Here is a 16,492-nt window from a genome sequence, read left to right on the forward strand (position 1 = left end):
GTGCTCGTTGTTCGAGGAGCACGACTTCCGCGACATCAAGATCTCGGTCAAGCACAACGACCCGGTGGTCATGATCAACGCCTACCGGCTGCTGGCCGAGCGCTGCGACTACCCGCTGCACCTGGGCGTCACCGAGGCCGGGCCGGCCTTCCAGGGCACCATCAAGTCCGCGGTGGCCTTCGGCGCCCTGCTCAGCGAGGGCATCGGCGACACCATCCGGGTCTCGCTGTCCGCCCCGCCGGTGGAGGAGGTCAAGGTCGGCATCCAGATCCTGGAGTCGCTGAACCTGCGCCAGCGCGGCCTGGAGATCGTGTCGTGCCCCTCGTGCGGGCGCGCCCAGGTCGACGTCTACAAGCTCGCCGACCAGGTCAGCGCGGCACTGGACGGGCTGAAGATCCCGCTGCGGGTGGCGGTCATGGGCTGCGTGGTGAACGGTCCCGGCGAGGCCCGCGAGGCCGACCTGGGCGTGGCCTCCGGCAACGGCAAGGGCCAGATCTTCGTCCGCGGCGAGGTGATCAAGACCGTGCCAGAGGCGCAGATCGTGGAGACCCTCATCGAGGAGGCCTTCAAGCTGGCGGGGGAGATGGGCATCGAGATCGACGCCGAGACCGGCGAGATCGTCGAGTCGGTGAGCGCGGGTCTCTGAGGCTCCACTGAAGCCCTCCTGGGGCCGTCTTCGCCGAAGCCGACTACGGGAATTCGGCGAAGCTCCATAGAGTGGACTCCAGAACTCTATAGAGCGGTTCACGGTCACGGCTGCGCACCGAATAGACGCATCGTCGGTGCGGGGTCGTTCCCGCGTCGTACAGTGAACTGGTGATCGTGCGATGAGCGTTTTGTCGAGGGTCCGCGGGACGGGTACCCGGACTCTGGGCGCGGCCGACCTGGCCGACGTCCAGGGCGTGCTGGCGCGCGATCCCGTGGCGAACGTCTTCGTGGCGTCCCGGGTGGAGGCCTCCGGCCTGGACACCTGGCGCCTGGGCGGCGAGCTGTGGGGATACCACGTGAACGGCCGCCTGGACGCCGTCTGCTACTCCGGCGCCAACCTGGTCCCCGTGGAGGCCGGCCCGGAGGCCGTGCGCGCCTTCGCCGACCGAGCCCGCCGCCAGGGCCGCCGCTGCTCCTCGATCGTCGGTCCGGCACCCAGTGCGGTGGCGCTGTGGGAGCAGCTGCGCCCGGCCTGGGGCCCGGCCCGTGAGGTGCGTGCCAACCAGCCGCTCATGGTGATCCGCGGCTCCTCGCCGACGGTGGAGCCGGACTTCCGCGTCAAGCCGGTCACGCCGGACCGGATCGACGTCCTGCTGCCGGCCTGCATAGCGATGTTCACCGAGGAGGTGGGCGTCTCCCCGTTGGGCGACGACAACGGCAACTCCTACCGCGCCCGGGTCTCCGAGCTCGTCCACGCCGGGCGCGCCTTCGCCTGGATCGAGGACGGGCACGTGGTGTTCAAGGCCGAGATCGGCGCGGTGACGCGCGACGCCTGCCAGATCCAGGGCGTGTGGACGCACCCCGCGCTGCGCGGCCGGGGGATCGCCGCGGCCGGGATGTCCGCCGTGGTCGAGTACGCGCTGCGGGACTTCGCCTCGGTGGTGAGCCTGTACGTGAACGACTACAACGCCCCGGCGCGGGCGGTGTACCGGCGGGTCGGCTTCGAGGAGGTCGGCGCTTTCGCGTCGATTCTGTTCTAAGAGCTCTGAGCGTTGTTCCAGCCGCCACGGGGTTGGGAATCCTCTGATAGGCGATTCCTGACACCGAGGGGGTGGTCATGCCCGAGGAGAACTCCGCGCCGGAGGTCGACGACGAGGTCGAGACGCGGCCGACACTGGCGGGCCGGGTGCTCGCGCACCTGCGGTTCCGGCAGTTCAGCGCGGTGGTGGCGTGGTCGTTGTCGGTGACGCTGGCCGGCGTCACGATCGCGGTCGCGATGATCTGGCTCCACCCGGAGCCCGGGCAGTGGCGGGAGTTCTTCCGCGGCGTCTTCGGCGACGTGGGAGGCGGCCTGCTGGTGGCTTTCTTCCTGTCGCCGGTGTTCCTGGCGATCCGCTCCTTCGCGAACGAGAAGTTCGGCTCCATCGCCGAGTACGCGCCGATGGCCGGTTACGAGCGCTTCCCCTATCTGAAGTTCATCGAGCGCCTGGAGCGCTGCGACGACCTGGTGCGGATCATGGACACGTCGAGCAACATCCTCGACGTCACCACCGCCGACGGAGACGAGGCGGACGAGCGCCACAGGTGTGTGAGCGCGCTGACGAGCGTCCTGGCCGGGGACAACGAGGTGCGGGTGGAGATCCTGCTGCTGGACCCCACCTCCGACGCGGCTCGTCAGCGCAGCACGGATCTCAGGGGCGAGGGCATCGACATCGCGGCCGGCGTGGGCCGGAACCTCGCGCTCTTGAACGGAGTCCGCCACCGGCTGCCGGAGGGCGCGCGGACCAAACTGCTCGTGAAGCTGTACAACGCCACCCCGGCATGCGCGTACTACCGCGTCGACGACCGGGCCTCCATCGCCTTCTACTCGCTGCGGGTCGCCTCCGAGCAGGGCGCGCACGTCGACGTCGCGATGAAGGAGAAGCTCGCGAAGATCGTGAACGACCACTTCCGCGACATCCGCGCGGACCCCGACAGCGTCGACATGGTCGACTACCTGTACGGCACCCTGGTCGTCGGCCACCGCAAGGAGCACGTCGCGTGGATCGAGCACGGGGGCAGGCTCTACATCGCGCTGGCGAGCACTCGCGAGAACCCGGTGGCCTGGACGGCGGCGCCGAGCGCCTCCGGCGGCACCCTCGCACGGCTGGAGACCTACCGCCACGACGACGCCGAGTTCCGGGCCATGCGGCTGGTGCCCTGGGCCGAGTGCGGAGAGCTCGGACCGCTGGTGGAGGAGAAGTACGGGATCGAGTTCCAGGTGTTGTTCGAGCTGGCGCCGACCCGTGCCGGGGTGTCCGATGACGGCGCGCCCGGCGACGGAGGAGTCGGGGTGCTGCCGGGGCAGGTGTCGGCGAACAGTGGGGTGCGGCCTGCCGGAAGCGAGCCCGGGCGGCCGGTCGCCGACGCCTGAGGCGGGCGCTACGGCCGACCACCCGGGCCGGGAGGTCCTCCTCCTCAGGCCGCCGCTGCGAATTGCTGCTCGTGGGCCAGCAGCGTGGCCTTGCACTCCAGCCCGTAGAGGAAGTTCTTGCTGGAGCCGTCGCTGCGGACGATGCGGTGGCAGGGCACGAACAGGGCGATCGCGTTCGAGGCGCAGGCCGATCCGGCGGCGCGCACCGCGTTCGGGTTGCCGGCCGTGGCGGCGAGCTGGGTGTAGCTGATCGTGCGGCCCGCCTTGACGGCACGCATCGCGTCCCAGGCCTTGGTGCGGAAGGGGCCGGTGGCGCGGTAGGCGACGGCGACGTCGTCGATGGCGCCGAGGTCGCCGTCGAAGTAGGCCAGGACCTTGTCGGCGACGCCGTCGTGCGGCCCGGGCTCCGGGAGGGCGGTGCCGAGCATGCCGGAGAGGAAGGCCGGATCGTCCGTGAAGCCGGCGGCGTGGACGGTGTCGTCGCCGTCGGCCAGCACGGTGAAGGGGCCGGCCGGGGTCGGGATGGTGGTGTAGGTCAGGGGGCTCATTTCTCGGTTCCTTCGGTGGTGGAGGCCCACAGGTGCAGTGCGGCGTAGGCGCGCCAGGGGCGCCAGTTCTCGGCGTGGGCGAGGAGGGCCTTCTCGGTGCCGGGCAGGCCGAGGCGCTCGGCCTGGCGGCGCAGGACCAGGTCGCCGACCGGGAACGCGTCCGGATCGCCGAACACGCGCAGCGCGATGTAGTCGGCGGTCCACGGCCCGATCCCGGACAGCGCCAAGAGCTTGGCGCGGGCTTCGCCGCGGTCGACGCCGCGGTCCAGCGCCAGCTCGCCGGAGGCGACCGCACCGGCCAGGGTGCGCAGGGTGGCCGCGGTGCGGCGGGTGAGCCCCAGGCCCTCGTAGTCGCCTTCGGCCAGGGTCGCCGCACGCGGGAAGGGATTCAGCGCCGGTGGGTGGTCGACGCTCTTGGGATTGTCGACAAAGTGACTTGCCGCGTCCGGTCGCGAGGCTTCCAGCGCGGCGGTCGCGCCCTCCGGCACCAGGGCGGCCTCGGCGGCCAGCTCGACCGCGCTGAAGCGCTGGACCAGGCGGGCGGTCAGGGTCCGGGCGGCGGCCACGCTGATCTGCTGGCCGAGGACGGCGCGGACGGCGATCTCGAAGCCGTCGACCGCGCCCGGGACGCGCAGGCCCGGGCGGGCGGTGACCAGCGGCGCCAGCACCGGGTCGGCGCTCAGGGCCGCGCCCACCTGGGCCGGGTCGGCGTCCAGGTCCAGCAGGTCGCGGCAGCGGCGGACGGCCACGGCCACGTCGCGCAGGTCGTCCACAGCCAGCCGGGCGTGGATCACGCCGCCGTCGTCGCGGAGTTCGACCTGGCCGGTGCCGTGGGGGAGGCGCAGGGCGCGCCGGTAGACGGCGTCCGCGCCCCGGCCCACCACCTCGTCGACACCCGGGACGGCCCGGTCGCCGAACCATCCGAGCAGGCCGGCGAAGGCGAAGGGGGCCCGATAGACGAGCCGCAGGGTCAGGGCGCCGTCGCCGTCCACCGCGCTGCCGGCGAGCTCGGCGGCCGCCACGCCGGTGCCGAAGCGGGTGCGGATCTCGCTCGGCGTGGCGCCGAAGGCCTCCCGGACCGAGTCGTTGAACTGGCGGATCGAGCCGTAGCCGGCGGCGAACGCGACGTCCGAGACCGGCAGCGACGTCGACTCCAGCAGCAGCCGGGCGGTCTGCGCGCGCCGCGAGCGGGCCAGCGTCAGCGGCCCGACGCCCAGTTCGGCGACCAGCACCCGGTGCAGGTGGCGCTCGCTCACGGCCAGCGCCCGGGCCAGCGCCGAGACGCCGTCCTGCTGGTCGGCGGCACCGTCGGCGATCAGGCGCAGGGCGCGCCCGGCCAGATCGGCGCGCACGTTCCAGTCCGGGGAGCCCGGCACCTTGTCCGGGCGGCAGCGGCGGCAGGTGCGGAAGCCGGCGGCCTCCGCGGCGGCCGCCACGCGGAAGAAGCGCACGTTCTCCGGCTTCGGCGTCCGGGCCGGACAGATCGGCCGGCAGTAGATGCCGGTGGTGGTCACACCGGTGAAGAAGCGGCCGTCGAAGCGGGTGTCCCGGCTGGCCACGGCGCGGTAGTACGTGTCGAAGTCGTCCAGTTCATACTGCGACGCGAAGCGTCTCGATCGAAGGGCGGTGGTGGGCGACGGGTGGGCGGACATACCTTGAGTTTGCCAGGGTGGTGGAGATCGGACTGGCGGAATTCGGACCTGACCGTCACGTCACCGGCGAGGGGCGCCCGCTTTGAACGCCCGCTCCCGCCAGTACAGGAACGAGGACGCCGGATCGCCGGTGTAGGACCACGGCACTCGCATCGCGTGCGACCCGATCGCGTCGAACAGCGCCCGCGTCTCGTCGGTGTCCACGCGGCCGGACAGCACCATGGCGTGCAGCAGGTAGTTCCGGTCCAGGTCGGCCTGGGCGTGCGGGACGATCGCGGACCCGAGCCAGCTCCGCAGCACCCGGTCGACGTCGGTCGACACCAGACGCCGCCCCCAGTGCGCCTGCGGTGAAGGGCGCAGTTGCAGCGCGACTCCCGCGGTCGCCGCGCGGTATACCTCCGCGTGCCCCACCAGCGGGAGCACCGCGAGCGGCGAACCTGGAGGGGCCTGCCCGGCCAGCCAATAGGCGAAGTCGTACATCTCGGCGTGGGATCCGCACCAGGCGGCGAAGAGGTAGGTGAGCGCTTCGTGGTGCCCGTCGCGGTTGAATGCGTCCCGCGCGCGCATCTCCTGCCAGCGCCGCCAGAAGTCGTCCCGTCCGGCGTTCCGTCCCCGGTCGGCGGCCCGGGCCAGGGTCAGCATGGCCACCCAGGGCGTGGGGTCCGACGGCGCCATCGCCGCGGCGTGCTCGCACAGGTCCTGCGCCTCGGCGGCGGTCTCCCGGTAGCCGGCCGTGCCTGCTACCGCGCCGCGCAGCGCGCGCACCGTCTCCACCTGCGCCCGCAGCAGCGCCGCGTCCGGGTTCACCGGTTCCAGCACCTGCCACCGCTCCACCCACGACGAGTTGGCCACCGCTTCCGCCAGCACCCGTACCCGGTGGCTGCGCCAGTCCCACTGCGGACCCGAGTCGCCGTGGCGTGTCTCGGCGAGCACTTCGCGGGCCGGCCCCCATTCCCCGGAGGCCAACGCGTCCCGCGCCTCGGCCAGCGCGAGATCGCCGAGCGCCGGGTCCATGTTCACATGGAGGACGTCGTTCCGCGTCTTGGCAGCCATACCTTCGCACGGTAGCGGCCTGGCAAACGATTCGGGAGGGGCAATCTGGTCCGCTTCGCGGTGATATCTCTGCGGTAATCGTCAAGCGATCATGGTCGAGCCGGATATCCTCGCAGGACAGAAGTACTACTGGACCGATCCCCTAGGAGCACTCCCGTGATCTGGCGTATGTCGTCGTTGTTCCTGCGAACCCTGCGCGAGGACCCGGCGGACGCCGAGGTCCCGAGCCACAAGCTCCTGGTGCGCGGCGGGTACGTCCGCCGCGTCGCCCCCGGCATCTACTCCTGGCTGCCCCTGGGCAAGCAGGTGCTGGAGAACGTCACGCGGATCGTCCGCGAGGAGATGGACCGCATGGGCGGGCAGGAGGTCCAGTTCCCCGCGCTGCTGCCCCGCGAGTACTACGAGGCGACCGGCCGCTGGACCGAGTACGGCGACAACCTGTTCCGCCTCCAGGACCGCCGCGGCAACGACTACCTCCTGGGCCCCACGCACGAGGAGATGTTCACCGACATGGTCAAGGGCGAGGTCTCGTCCTACAAGGACCTGCCGGTCACGCTCTACCAGATCCAGACCAAGTACCGGGACGAGGCGCGGCCCCGCGCCGGCATCCTGCGCGGCCGCGAGTTCCTCATGAAGGACTCGTACTCCTTCGACCTGGACGACGAGGGTCTGAAGCACTCCTACGCGCAGCACCGCGACGCCTACATCCGCACCTTCGACCGCCTCGGCATCAAGTACAAGATCGTCTCGGCGATGTCCGGCGCGATGGGCGGTTCGGCCTCCGAGGAGTTCCTGGCCACCGCGCCCACCGGCGAGGACACCTACGTCGCGTGCCACAACTGCGGGTACGCCGCCAACGTCGAGGCCGTCGAGACCGCGCCCGCCCCGGCCCAGGAGCCGAACGGCCATCCCGCGCTCCAGGTGCTCGACACCCCCGACACGGCGACCATCGGCTCGCTGGTCGAGGTCGTCAACGGCCTGGGCATCGCGATCGAGGCCAAGGACACGCTGAAGAACGTCGTGGTCAAGGTCAGCTACCCCGGCGTCAAGGAGTACAAGGTCCTGATCGTCGGCGTCCCCGGCGACCGTGAGGTGGACCTCAAGCGCCTGGAGGCCTCGGTCGCGCCCGGCGAGGTGGAGCTGTTCGAGGCCGAGGACTTCGCCAAGCACCCCAAGCTGGTGCGCGGCTACATCGGCCCGGTCGGCCTGAAGGAGGCCGGGTACGAGTACGTGGTCGACCCCCGGGTCGCCGTCGGCACCGCCTGGGTCACCGGCGCCAACGAGGCCGGCAAGCACGTCGCCTACGCCGTCGCCGGCCGCGACTTCGACATCGAGGGCACCGTCGAGGCCGCCGAGGTGCGGGCCGGCGACCTGTGCCCGCGCTGCGGCCACGAGCTGTCCATCGACCGCGGCATCGAGATCGGCCACATCTTCCAGCTCGGCCGCAAGTACGCCGACGCCGCCAAGCTCGACGTCCTCGGCAAGGACGGCAAGCCGGTCCGGGTCACCATGGGCAGCTACGGCATCGGCGTCTCGCGCGCGGTGGCGGTCCTGGCCGAGCAGCTGCACGACGAGCTCGGCCTGGTCTGGCCGCGCGAGGTGGCGCCGGCCGACGTGCACATCGTGGCGGCCGGCAAGGACGAGGCGATCTACGAGACCGCCGACCGCTACGCCGAGGAGCTCGGCGCGCGCGGCGTCCGGGTGCTGTACGACGACCGCATGGGCAGCGTCTCGCCCGGCGTGAAGTTCAAGGACGCCGAGCTGATCGGCATCCCGACCATCGTCGTCGTCGGCAGGAACCTGGCCGAGGGCAAGGTCGAGGTGCGCGACCGGCGCAGCGGCGAGAAGACCGAGGTCGCGACGGCGGATCTGGTCGAGCACGTGTACGGCGTGGTCAAGGGCTGACGCCCGCCGCCGAGATCGGAGGACGCCGCCGCCGGGAGCTCCCGGCGGCGGCGTCGGCCGCTCACCGGGACGCGCAATAATCGCCCCATGGACTCTCCCGCACCAGGCACCGTCATAGCCGAGCGCTACCGCCTGACCAGGCCGTTGGGGTCGGGCAGCAGCGCGGTGGTGTGGGAGGCGCACGATTCCAGCCTGGACCGCCCGGTCGCGGTGAAGCTCCTGCACGGCGGAGCCGCCGCGCACCCCGCGGGCCGCGAGCAGCTGCGCCGGGAGGCGCTCGCGTTGGCGCGGCTGTCGCATCCGCGCGTGACCACCGTCTTCGACTACGTCGAGTGGCCCCAGCCGGACGGCAGTTTCCGGCCGGTGCTGGTCACCGAGCTGCTCACCGGGCTGAACCTGGAAGAGCGGCTCGCGCAGGGCCCGCTGATGGAGAACGACGCGCGGGTGGCGTGCCAGCAGCTGGCCACCGCGCTGGAGGCGGCGCACAAGGCCGGGATCGTCCACCGCGACCTCAAGCCGGGGAACGTGATGCTCCTGGCCGACGGCGTGAAGCTGCTCGACTTCGGGATCGCCCAGGCCTCCTCGGACACCGACGCCACCACCGGCGTGGTGATCGGGACGCCGTCGTGTATGGCGCCGGAGCAGCTCACCGGTCGCGGCGCGGTGCCCGCCTCGGACGTCTACGCCCTGGGCTGCGTGCTCTACTGGTGCGTCGCCGGGCGCGCGCCGTTCGAGGGCGCGACGGTCGACGAAGTGGTCCGCGGCCACCTGCACCTCCCGCCGCCCCCGCTGCCCGCCTACGGCCTGCCGCCGCAGATCCTCGGGCTCTATCGGCAGTGCCTGGCCAAGAACCCGGCCGACCGCCCGACCGCGGCGACCGTGGCCGCCGTCCTGGACCTGCGCGGCGCGCCCGCGACCGTGGGGGGCGTAGGCGGCGCGGGACGGCCCCCCGCGAACCGCACCATGGTGATGCAGGCCTACGACCCACCGCCGCCCACCTACAAGGAGGAGCAGGAGCAGCAGCTCCCGTACATGGCGCGGCGCATGCGCATCCCGTCGCAGGACAACGAGCCGGGCGGCTATCCGGCACAGCCGGTCTTCGACACCCCCGCGCCACGCCGCTACTCCTGGGTGGTCCTGGTGTTCGGCGCCCTGCTCGTCGCGGTCATCGCGGCGGCCGGGACGGCGATCGTGATGGGCGGCAAGGACGCGGAGAAGAAGGCCACCTCCGCGCCCCCGCCCGGCATCACCGGGTCGCCCGCCCCGAACACCGCGGCCACGCTGCCGGCCACACCGCCGAGCGTGCCCGACACCCCGGCCTCCGGCAGCCGGCCGGCCGCCGGCAGCTCACCGACCGGCGACCCGAACGCCGACCCGCTCGGCTATCTGGAGGCGATGCGCGGCCAGATCGACGGCTTCCTGGCCCAGGGCCGCGACACCATCGACTCCAACACCGCGCGCGACCTGCAGAACTCGCTGACCGATCTGGAGAAGTCCACGCAGCAGGCGCAGGCGGCGCAGTTCAAGGGCCGCAAGCTGCGCGACCTGCAGAGCAAGGTCGACGACGTGACCTCGAAGATCAGCGAAGCCCAGGACGAGGGCAAGATCGGCGACGCCGCGGCCGAGGCGCTGACGACCGAGCTCCAGACCTTCGCGGTGTCGGTCGGGCACGGCTGAGCCGAACGAGCCGATGCTCGTAGCGCGGCAGCCGGCTGCGGTCAGCCGCTGCGGTCAGCGGCCGAGAACCGTTCCCGGGTCAGCCCCGCTCGGGCAGGCCCGGGAACGCCACCGAGGTGCCGCGCCAGCGCACCGCGCGCACCGCGGCGTCGGTCAGCCACTCCAGGCCCGTGCGGCGGGTGTCGCCTGAGGACGCCTGGACGACGTCCGCGTACGACGCGCCGAGCCGCTCTTCCAGGTGCGCCGCCAGTCGGGAAGCGTCCGCCGCGGTGGCGACGGGGAACGGGAGCGCGTAGGCCGGTGCCGCGGCGACCGGCTCGTCGCCCTGTTCCTCGATCAGGCCGATCAGGATGTCGCGGCGGGCGCGGTGGGTGTCGAAGGCGTTCCGGGCGGCGTCCCGCTGCGCGCCGGCGAGCCGGACCGCCAGGACTCCATACCCGTACACCGCCGCGTGCTCGTTCTCCAGCGCGGTCTGCAGAGGGTTCACGCGGCGCCGCCCAGCAGCAGCGCGGCGTGTCCCGACTCGGACGCGGCGACGGACGCCAGCAGCATCGCGGTGCCGCCGTCGGCGGCCAGGATGTCGGCGGTCCGCGCGTCGGCGGCGTCCTGTTCGGCCTTGATCAGCGCTGCGAGCGCCGACTTGGCGTCCGGAGGGGCGGTGGTCGCGCCGGAGGGGGTGGCCGGAGAATTCGTCGAGCTCGACGGAGCCGGCGACGAAGGGGTGCCCGTCGGCGCCGGTGTCGCGCCCGCCTGGTAGCCGTCCCGTATGGCCGCGGCGTGCGAGGCGTGTTCGGCGCGGATCGCGGTGAGCTTCGCGGTCAGGGCGCTGTCGGCGGCGACCGCGGGCAGCGCCAGGGCCGCGTCGTACCGCGCGAGCAGGTCCGCTTCGGCGGCGAGCGCGCGGTCCCGGGCGGCGTCGCTCCGCGCGGCCCGGGCCGGGCTGTCCGGCGACCCGCCCGAGGCCTTCGGCGAGGCGCAGGCACCCGCCAGCGTCACGCCGGACAGCGTGAACACCATGCGTCTCGTCAGCACCAGGGGCATCCAGCTCACCGGCCAAAGTGTACCGATTCCCACACCCGCCCTGATGGGAGCGCACTCAGCCATAGAACGGATACTGTGTTGGCTACGAGTTGCCTACCAGCACATGCTTCTGCACGACAACTGCACAAGGAGAACGATGAGCACCCCCCGAACCGGATCACCGGCGGACCGGTTGCAAGCGCTGCTGGAGCTGGCGATCAGCGCCGCCGGCTACGACCTGGAGGCGGTCCGCGTCTCGCAGGTGGCCCGGCGGCGCCGCGTCGAGGTCGTCGTGGACGGCGACCAGGGCGTGTCGCTGGACGCGGTCTCCGATCTCACCCGGGTGGTCTCCGACGTGCTCGACGGTCCCGAGGGCACCGCGGTGATGGGCGAGCAGGCCTACCTCCTGGAGGTGAGCTCGCCGGGGACCGACCGCCCGCTGACCCTGCCCAAGCACTGGCGCCGCGCCAAGGGCCGGCTGGTGCGCAGCGTGCTGAGGAACGGCGGCGACGTCACCGGGCGCGTGCTGGACAGCGACGACGAGGGCGTGCTGCTGGAGGTGCCGGGCAAGAAGAAGGGGCAGACCGAGCAGCGGCGCCTCGCCTTCGACGAGGTGGCCAAGGCCCGGGTGGAGATCGAGTTCTCCCGCAAGGACGACGAGGACGACGGGGCCGGCGACCTCGCCGGCGACGACGAAGCCGACATCGACATCGCCGACATCGCCGACGTCGACGAGGACGAGGAGGGCTGACGACGATGGACATCCCCACCAGTGCGCTGCGCGACCTGGAGAAGGACCGCGGGATCCCCTTCGAGAAGCTGGTCGAGGACATCGAGGCGGCCCTGCTGATCGCCTACAAGCGCACCGAGGGCGCCAAGCCGCGGGCCCGGGTCCAGGTGGACCGGGCCAGCGGGCACGTCACGGTGTGGGCCGTGGAGGACATCGAGGACGGCACCACCCGCGAGTACGACGACACGCCGAACGAGTTCGGCCGCATCGCCTCCACCACCGCCAAACAGGTGATCCTGCAGCGGCTGCGGGACCACGAGGACGAGCAGACCTTCGGCGAGTTCTCCGGCCGCAAGGGCGACCTGATCACCGGCGTGGTGCAGCAGGGCCGCGACCCGCGCGCGGTGCTGGTGAACATCGGCAAGATCGAGGGCACGCTGCCGGCCGCCGAGCAGGTCCCGGGGGAGGACTACCGGCACGGCGAGCGGGTCAAGTGCTACGTCGTCGACGTCCGCCGCGGCCAGCGCGGTCCGCAGGTGACGCTCTCGCGCACCCACCCGGACCTGGTGCGGAAGCTGTTCGCGCTGGAGGTCCCGGAGATCGCCGAGGGCGCGGTGGAGATCACCGCGATCGCCCGCGAGGCCGGGCACCGCACCAAGATCGCGGTCCGTTCGCACCGGGCCGGCGTGAACGCCAAGGGCGCCTGCATCGGCCCGATGGGCGCGCGGGTCCGCAACGTGATGGCCGAGCTGCACGGCGAGAAGATCGACATCGTGGACTGGTCGGACGACCCGGCCGAGATGGTCGGCAACGCGCTGTCCCCGGCCCGGGTGTCGAAGGTCCAGGTCGTGGACCTGGACCAGCGCAGCGCCCGGGTGATCGTGCCGGACTTCCAGCTGTCGCTGGCCATCGGCAAGGAGGGGCAGAACGCACGGCTCGCGGCGCGCCTGACCGGGTGGCGGATCGACATCCGGTCCGACGCCGAGCCGCAGGAGCAGCAGCAGCCGTAGGACGGAGAAGAGGGCCTCCCCATCGGGAGGCCCTCTTCGGGTTCCGGGTGCGGACCGGACTCACACGGCCTTCGCGCCGGCTTCCGCGACGGCCACGTCCTGTTCGACCATGCCGCCGGACACGCCGATCGCGCCGACGACCGTGCCGTCCGCGGCGGTCAGCGGCAGGCCGCCGCCGAAGGTGATCAGGCCGCCGTTGGTGACCTCGATGCCGTAGATGGGGCCGCCGGGCTGCGACAGCTCGCCCAGCGCCGAGCTGGGCATGGGGAACAACGCGGAGGTCTTGGCCTTCTTCAGGGCGGCGTCCGTGGACCCGAGCCAGGCGCCGTCCATCCGGGAGAACGCGACGAGGTTCCCGGCGGTGTCGACCACGGCGATGTTCATCGCGACGCCGATACCGGCGGCGGCCTCCTGGCCGGCGGTGAGGACGCGGGAAGCGGTTTCGAGGTTCAGAGTGCTCATGGCGTCCAGACTGGTCGGCGGTCCGGGGCGCGACCAGAGCCCGGCCGTTCCTGGGGACGGCCGCCCCAGGAACGGGTCCGGCATCGATGCGATGCTGGACGGGTGAGCAAGCTCGGAGAGTTCCTCAAGTCGAAGCGCGCGGCCACGGCGCCGGAGTCCGTCGGGCTGCCGTCGGTGGGGAACCCGCGCCGGGTCAGCGGACTGCGCCGCGAAGAGGTCGCGCAGCTGGCCGCGATGAGCGTCGACCACTACACGCGCCTGGAGCAGGGCCGGGTGACCACGGCTTCGGACAGCGTCCTGAACGGCATAGCCACCGCGTTGCGGCTGACCGAGGCCGAGCGGACCTACCTGGGGATCCTGGCGCAGCCGCCGGCGCGGCCGCGCAAGGAGGCCGACGCCGGCCGGGTGGTCGGCCCGCTGGTGCGGGACCTGCTCGGCGCGATGCGGGACGTCCCGGTGCTGGTCATCGACCCGCGCGGGGACATCGTGGCCTGGAACGAGCTGGCGGTGGCGCTGTACTTCGACTTCGCCGAGCTGCCCGCGGCCGAGCGGAACATGATCCGCATGCTGTTCCTCGAGCCCCGGGTCCGGGGGATGCACCGGAACTGGGACGAGGTGGCCGAGGTCAGCGTCGCGCGGATGCGGATGAGCGTGGGTCTGATCCCCGGGGACCGCCGGATGGCCGAGGTGGTCGCCGAGCTGCTCGAGCGCGACGCCGACTTCCGCCGCCTGTGGGGCGGGCACCGCGTGCTGGCGACCGACACGTTCCGCAAGCTCTTCGACCACCCCGTGGCCGGGCCGCTGGAGCTGGACTGGCAGGCGCTGACCGTGGCGGCGGACCCGGACCTGACGATGATCGCGTTCACCGCCCCGGCCGGGTCCGTCACCGCGGACTCGCTGCGGATGCTCGGGTCCTGGTCCGCGAGCCGGACGCCGGGCTGATCGGCCCTCAATCCCTGCGGACCCGGTAGCGCAGGTGCGTGACCCGGTCGCCCTGGATGACGGTCGTCGGGTCGTCCAGGAGCACCGGCCCGTCGGCGAAGCTCCCGAAGAACCGCTTGCCGGAGCCGAACACCACCGGGATCAGCGCCACGTCCACCTCGTCGATCAGCCCGGCCCCGAAGGCCTGGCCGCCGACGTCGCCGCCGTTGACCGCCACGTCCCGGTCCGGTCCGGCGAAGGCCTTCGCCTGCTCGATCGCGCTCGCCACGCCGTCGGTGACGAAGGTGAACGGCGCGGTGTCCAGGTACTCCCAGTCGGCCGGCACGCTGTGCGTCACCACGAACACGTGGTCGCCGACGGCGGGCCGTCCGTTCCAGCCGTTGGTCGTGTCGAACAGGGTCCGCCCCATGATCACCGCGCCGACCCGGCTCCAGCACTCCGAGAGGTAGGCGGCGGTGGCCGGTGACGTCCGGAACCCGTACGACGTGTCGCCGGCCTCGACCGGCACCGAGCCGTTGGCGTAGAAGTCGAACAGCGGGCCGACCCCGTCCTGGTCGTCGGCGAGGAAGCCGTCCAGGGAGACGGCGTTGGCCATCACGACGCTGCCCATGGCTCACACCCCCCGCTCGACGAGCTCGGACAGCCGGTCCATGGACTGCTCGATCCCGAAGGACATCCCGGAGGACAGCGCGCCCTCGCGGGTCTCGAGCGACGGGAACACCGCGCGCTGCGAGAGCCGGGTGCGGCCGTCGACCACGCTGAACCGCATGATCTCCAGCGCCACCTCACCGGGGACGCCCTCGTACTCGAAGGTGCGGATGATCAGTTTGTCCTGCTCCACGGTGTGGAACACGCCGTTGAACCACGCGTGCTCCCCGCCGAGATGCCCGCCGGTGTGCGCGAAGCGGTAGCGGCCGCCGGGCCGGGCGTCGTACTCCTCCATCTCGACCTCCAGGTCGCGCGGGCCGAGCCACTGCGCCACCAGCTTGGGTTCGGTGACCGCCCGGAACAGCTGCGCCGGGGTGGCGTCGAACTCGCGGACCACGTCCAGGAACGGAGTGCCCTCGGGGGCGTTGATCGTCGTCGGATGGGTGCTCATCGTTCTTCCTCCTCCTGCTTCAGGGTCTCCAGGACCGCGTCGAGCTTGCGGAACCGGTCTTCGGCGGCCAGCCGGTAGCCGTCGATCCAGCTGGTCAGCCGCTCCAGCGCCGCCGGGTCCAGGTGGCAGGGCCGGCGCTGGCCGTCCCGGCTGCGGGTGATCAGGCCGGCGTCCTCCAGGACGCCGATGTGCCGGGAGACCGCCTGTTTGGTGATCGGGAACAGGTCGGCCAGTTCGTTCACGGTGGCCTCGCCGCGCGACAGCCGGGCCACGATGGCGCGGCGCACCGGATCGCCGAGGGCTGTGAACGCCCGGTCCAGAGCCGCCTCCCGCGCGGCGGCCGCTTCGTCGTCAACCATAGTTTTGATCAACCACCTCGTTAATCAACCGATGTGTTGACTATAAGCCGGCGGGCCGTCGGCGTCAATCCGGGGTGCGGCCTGCGGGGGAGCGCCCCACGCATAACCCGGGGAACGCAGAGGTGATCCAGGCGCTAGACTGAGGCGTGTCCAGCCAGACTGATGCTTCGGCATGCCCCGCGACACCGGTACGTCCTGTTCCGGTGCGTACGTGTGTGGGATGCCGGGCAAAAGCGGCGAAGACGGAGCTGCTGCGCGTCGTGGCGGTCGAGGGCGCTGTCGTCCCCGACCTGCGCGGGCGGTCGCCCGGACGTGGAGCCCATCTCCACCCCGATCCGGGATGCCTGGCCCTCGCCGAGAAGCGACGGGCGTTCCCGAGGGCGCTGCGCGTGACCGGTCCGTTGGAAACAACGGCGGTCCGGGCGTTGTTGGAAAGTAGCTGAAGCACGAATCCCGTCCGCGTCAGATGCGCGGTGCGGGGGGTCAAAGTAGAGCACAGACCAAGTACTAGTCGGAAGCGGGTCGAGTCAGGCGATGAGCACTCGATGAGCAGCAACACGCGATGAGTACGCCCATGCAGTGAAACGACGGCGCGCGGGAGAGACGCGGGCCGAAGAAGGAGTGAAGTGGCCAAGGTCCGGGTCTATGAACTCGCCAAGGAGCTCGGAGTAGAGAGCAAGGTCGTCATGGCCAAGCTCCAGGATCTGGGTGAGTTCGTCCGCTCGGCGTCCTCCACAGTGGAGGCGCCGGTCGTCCGTAAACTGATCGACAGCATTCAGGCCGAATCCGGCGGCGCCCGCGGTGGCGCGTCGAAGTCGGCCTCCCCCGCGCAGTCCGCGCCCGCCGCCTCCGGCGGCGCCCCCGCCGCGAACCGTCCGGCGGTCCCGTCCGGCGCGCCGCGTCCCGGCGCTCCCAAGCCCGGCCCGCGTCCGGGCCCGGTCGCGCCGAAGCCCGGCCCGGCCGTGGCCGAAGTC

The 16,492-nt window shown here is 72.0% G+C and carries 19 protein-coding genes; 10 read left to right on the forward strand and 9 right to left on the reverse strand.

All coding sequences use genetic code 11. From position 1 onward, the window contains the following. From ABD466_RS43425 to ABD466_RS43435, 3 genes are all read left to right on the forward strand, one after another. A partial coding sequence (locus ABD466_RS43425; protein ID WP_344663171.1) for a flavodoxin-dependent (E)-4-hydroxy-3-methylbut-2-enyl-diphosphate synthase occupies positions 1-646 on the forward strand: 646 nt, incomplete at its 5' end. A 181-nt stretch (positions 647-827) separates the two neighbouring features. Further along, positions 828-1,688: a GNAT family N-acetyltransferase gene (locus ABD466_RS43430; protein WP_344663172.1), complete on the forward strand. Its 861-nt coding sequence runs from the start codon at positions 828-830 to the stop codon at positions 1,686-1,688. A 77-nt stretch (positions 1,689-1,765) separates the two neighbouring features. After that, complete coding sequence (locus ABD466_RS43435) at positions 1,766-3,061, forward strand: hypothetical protein (RefSeq protein WP_344663173.1); 1,296 nt, start codon at positions 1,766-1,768, stop codon at positions 3,059-3,061. A 44-nt stretch (positions 3,062-3,105) separates the two neighbouring features. Here the strand turns inward: ABD466_RS43435 and ABD466_RS43440 are convergent, their stop codons facing one another. From ABD466_RS43440 to ABD466_RS43450, 3 genes are read right to left on the reverse strand one after another with little or no spacing between them, the layout of a single operon-like run. Then, positions 3,106-3,609 carry a methylated-DNA--[protein]-cysteine S-methyltransferase gene (locus ABD466_RS43440; RefSeq protein WP_344663174.1) on the reverse strand — a complete coding sequence of 168 codons (504 nt, stop codon included), beginning with the start codon at positions 3,607-3,609 and terminating at the stop codon, positions 3,106-3,108. Further along, complete coding sequence (locus tag ABD466_RS43445; protein WP_425558880.1) at positions 3,606-5,261, reverse strand: DNA-3-methyladenine glycosylase 2 family protein; 1,656 nt, start codon at positions 5,259-5,261, stop codon at positions 3,606-3,608. Before ABD466_RS43445 ends, ABD466_RS43440 begins: the two co-directional genes overlap by 4 nt. A 60-nt stretch (positions 5,262-5,321) precedes the next feature. After that, positions 5,322-6,314 carry a hypothetical protein gene (locus ABD466_RS43450; RefSeq protein WP_344663175.1) on the reverse strand — a complete coding sequence of 331 codons (993 nt, stop codon included), beginning with the start codon at positions 6,312-6,314 and terminating at the stop codon, positions 5,322-5,324. Between the two features lie 156 nt (positions 6,315-6,470). On the opposite strand from ABD466_RS43450, the gene ABD466_RS43455 reads away from it, so the two are divergent. After that, positions 6,471-8,219, forward strand: a complete 1,749-nt coding sequence (locus tag ABD466_RS43455) for a proline--tRNA ligase (RefSeq protein ID WP_344663176.1) — start codon at positions 6,471-6,473, stop codon at positions 8,217-8,219. Positions 8,220-8,306: 87 nt separating this feature from the next. Next, positions 8,307-9,896, forward strand: coding sequence for a serine/threonine-protein kinase (locus ABD466_RS43460; RefSeq protein ID WP_344663177.1), 1,590 nt, complete (start codon positions 8,307-8,309; stop codon positions 9,894-9,896). Positions 9,897-9,975: 79 nt separating this feature from the next. Here ABD466_RS43460 and ABD466_RS43465 read toward each other — a convergent pair whose 3' ends face one another. Together ABD466_RS43465 and ABD466_RS43470 are read right to left on the reverse strand one after the other, a co-directional pair. Next, positions 9,976-10,383, reverse strand: coding sequence for a ferritin-like domain-containing protein (locus ABD466_RS43465; RefSeq protein ID WP_344663178.1), 408 nt, complete (start codon positions 10,381-10,383; stop codon positions 9,976-9,978). Next, positions 10,380-10,946: a ferritin-like domain-containing protein gene (locus ABD466_RS43470; RefSeq protein ID WP_344663179.1), complete on the reverse strand. Its 567-nt coding sequence runs from the start codon at positions 10,944-10,946 to the stop codon at positions 10,380-10,382. Before ABD466_RS43470 ends, ABD466_RS43465 begins: the two co-directional genes overlap by 4 nt. 127 nt (positions 10,947-11,073) lie before the next feature. Here ABD466_RS43470 and rimP point away from each other — a divergent pair, with 127 nt between their 5' ends. After that, the gene (rimP, locus tag ABD466_RS43475; RefSeq protein ID WP_344663180.1) at positions 11,074-11,667 is read left to right on the forward strand and encodes a ribosome maturation factor RimP; all 594 of its coding nucleotides are present in this window, start codon (positions 11,074-11,076) and stop codon (positions 11,665-11,667) included. Between the two features lie 5 nt (positions 11,668-11,672). Next, positions 11,673-12,656, forward strand: coding sequence for a transcription termination factor NusA (gene nusA / locus ABD466_RS43480; protein ID WP_344663181.1), 984 nt, complete (start codon positions 11,673-11,675; stop codon positions 12,654-12,656). 60 nt (positions 12,657-12,716) lie between these two features. On the opposite strand, the gene ABD466_RS43485 is transcribed toward nusA, so the two are convergent. Continuing rightward, complete coding sequence (locus ABD466_RS43485) at positions 12,717-13,118, reverse strand: GlcG/HbpS family heme-binding protein (RefSeq protein ID WP_344663182.1); 402 nt, start codon at positions 13,116-13,118, stop codon at positions 12,717-12,719. A gap of 102 nt (positions 13,119-13,220) precedes the next feature. Here ABD466_RS43485 and ABD466_RS43490 point away from each other — a divergent pair, with 102 nt between their 5' ends. Then, complete coding sequence (locus ABD466_RS43490; RefSeq protein WP_344663183.1) at positions 13,221-14,060, forward strand: helix-turn-helix transcriptional regulator; 840 nt, start codon at positions 13,221-13,223, stop codon at positions 14,058-14,060. 7 nt (positions 14,061-14,067) lie between these two features. Here the strand turns inward: ABD466_RS43490 and ABD466_RS43495 are convergent, their stop codons facing one another. Genes ABD466_RS43495 through ABD466_RS43505 form a run of 3 tightly spaced genes read right to left on the reverse strand, consistent with a single transcriptional unit; the run spans position 14,068 to position 15,518 of the window. After that, positions 14,068-14,670, reverse strand: a complete 603-nt coding sequence (locus ABD466_RS43495) for a dihydrofolate reductase family protein (RefSeq protein WP_344663184.1) — start codon at positions 14,668-14,670, stop codon at positions 14,068-14,070. 3 nt (positions 14,671-14,673) lie between these two features. After that, entirely contained in the window at positions 14,674-15,159 is a 486-nt protein-coding gene (locus ABD466_RS43500; RefSeq protein WP_344663185.1) for an SRPBCC domain-containing protein, read from the reverse strand. Beyond that, a complete protein-coding gene (locus tag ABD466_RS43505) occupies positions 15,156-15,518 on the reverse strand; it encodes an ArsR/SmtB family transcription factor (protein ID WP_344663186.1) in 363 nt (120 codons plus the stop codon). The genes ABD466_RS43500 and ABD466_RS43505 overlap by 4 nt, the downstream gene beginning before the upstream one ends. A 260-nt stretch (positions 15,519-15,778) precedes the next feature. Between ABD466_RS43505 and ABD466_RS43510 the strand changes: the two genes are divergently transcribed. Then, positions 15,779-15,961 (forward strand): YlxR family protein, encoded by a 183-nt coding sequence (locus ABD466_RS43510; protein WP_344663187.1) that lies wholly within the window; start codon positions 15,779-15,781, stop codon positions 15,959-15,961. 183 nt (positions 15,962-16,144) lie between these two features. Next, a partial coding sequence (locus ABD466_RS43515) for a translation initiation factor IF-2 N-terminal domain-containing protein (RefSeq protein WP_344663188.1) occupies positions 16,145-16,492 on the forward strand: 348 nt, incomplete at its 3' end.

It is taken from the genome of Catenulispora subtropica, from assembly GCF_039531675.1.
Taxonomy (GTDB): domain Bacteria; phylum Actinomycetota; class Actinomycetes; order Streptomycetales; family Catenulisporaceae; genus Catenulispora; species Catenulispora subtropica.

Bases quoted from the DNA above. Each gene is read 5' to 3' on its own strand.
- ABD466_RS43500 (WP_344663185.1), bottom strand. From the start codon at position 15,159: ATGAGCACCCATCCGACGACGATCAACGCCCCCGAGGGCACTCCGTTC.
- ABD466_RS43505 (WP_344663186.1), bottom strand. From the start codon at position 15,518: ATGGTTGACGACGAAGCGGCCGCCGCGCGGGAGGCGGCTCTGGACCGG.
- ABD466_RS43435 (WP_344663173.1), top strand. From the start codon at position 1,766: ATGCCCGAGGAGAACTCCGCGCCGGAGGTCGACGACGAGGTCGAGACG.
- ABD466_RS43495 (WP_344663184.1), bottom strand. From the start codon at position 14,670: ATGGGCAGCGTCGTGATGGCCAACGCCGTCTCCCTGGACGGCTTCCTC.
- nusA (WP_344663181.1), top strand. From the start codon at position 11,673: ATGGACATCCCCACCAGTGCGCTGCGCGACCTGGAGAAGGACCGCGGG.
- ABD466_RS43460 (WP_344663177.1), top strand. From the start codon at position 8,307: ATGGACTCTCCCGCACCAGGCACCGTCATAGCCGAGCGCTACCGCCTG.
- ABD466_RS43430 (WP_344663172.1), top strand. From the start codon at position 828: ATGAGCGTTTTGTCGAGGGTCCGCGGGACGGGTACCCGGACTCTGGGC.
- rimP (WP_344663180.1), top strand. From the start codon at position 11,074: ATGAGCACCCCCCGAACCGGATCACCGGCGGACCGGTTGCAAGCGCTG.
- ABD466_RS43445 (WP_425558880.1), bottom strand. From the start codon at position 5,261: ATGTCCGCCCACCCGTCGCCCACCACCGCCCTTCGATCGAGACGCTTC.
- ABD466_RS43440 (WP_344663174.1), bottom strand. From the start codon at position 3,609: ATGAGCCCCCTGACCTACACCACCATCCCGACCCCGGCCGGCCCCTTC.
- ABD466_RS43485 (WP_344663182.1), bottom strand. From the start codon at position 13,118: ATGAGCACTCTGAACCTCGAAACCGCTTCCCGCGTCCTCACCGCCGGC.
- ABD466_RS43450 (WP_344663175.1), bottom strand. From the start codon at position 6,314: ATGGCTGCCAAGACGCGGAACGACGTCCTCCATGTGAACATGGACCCG.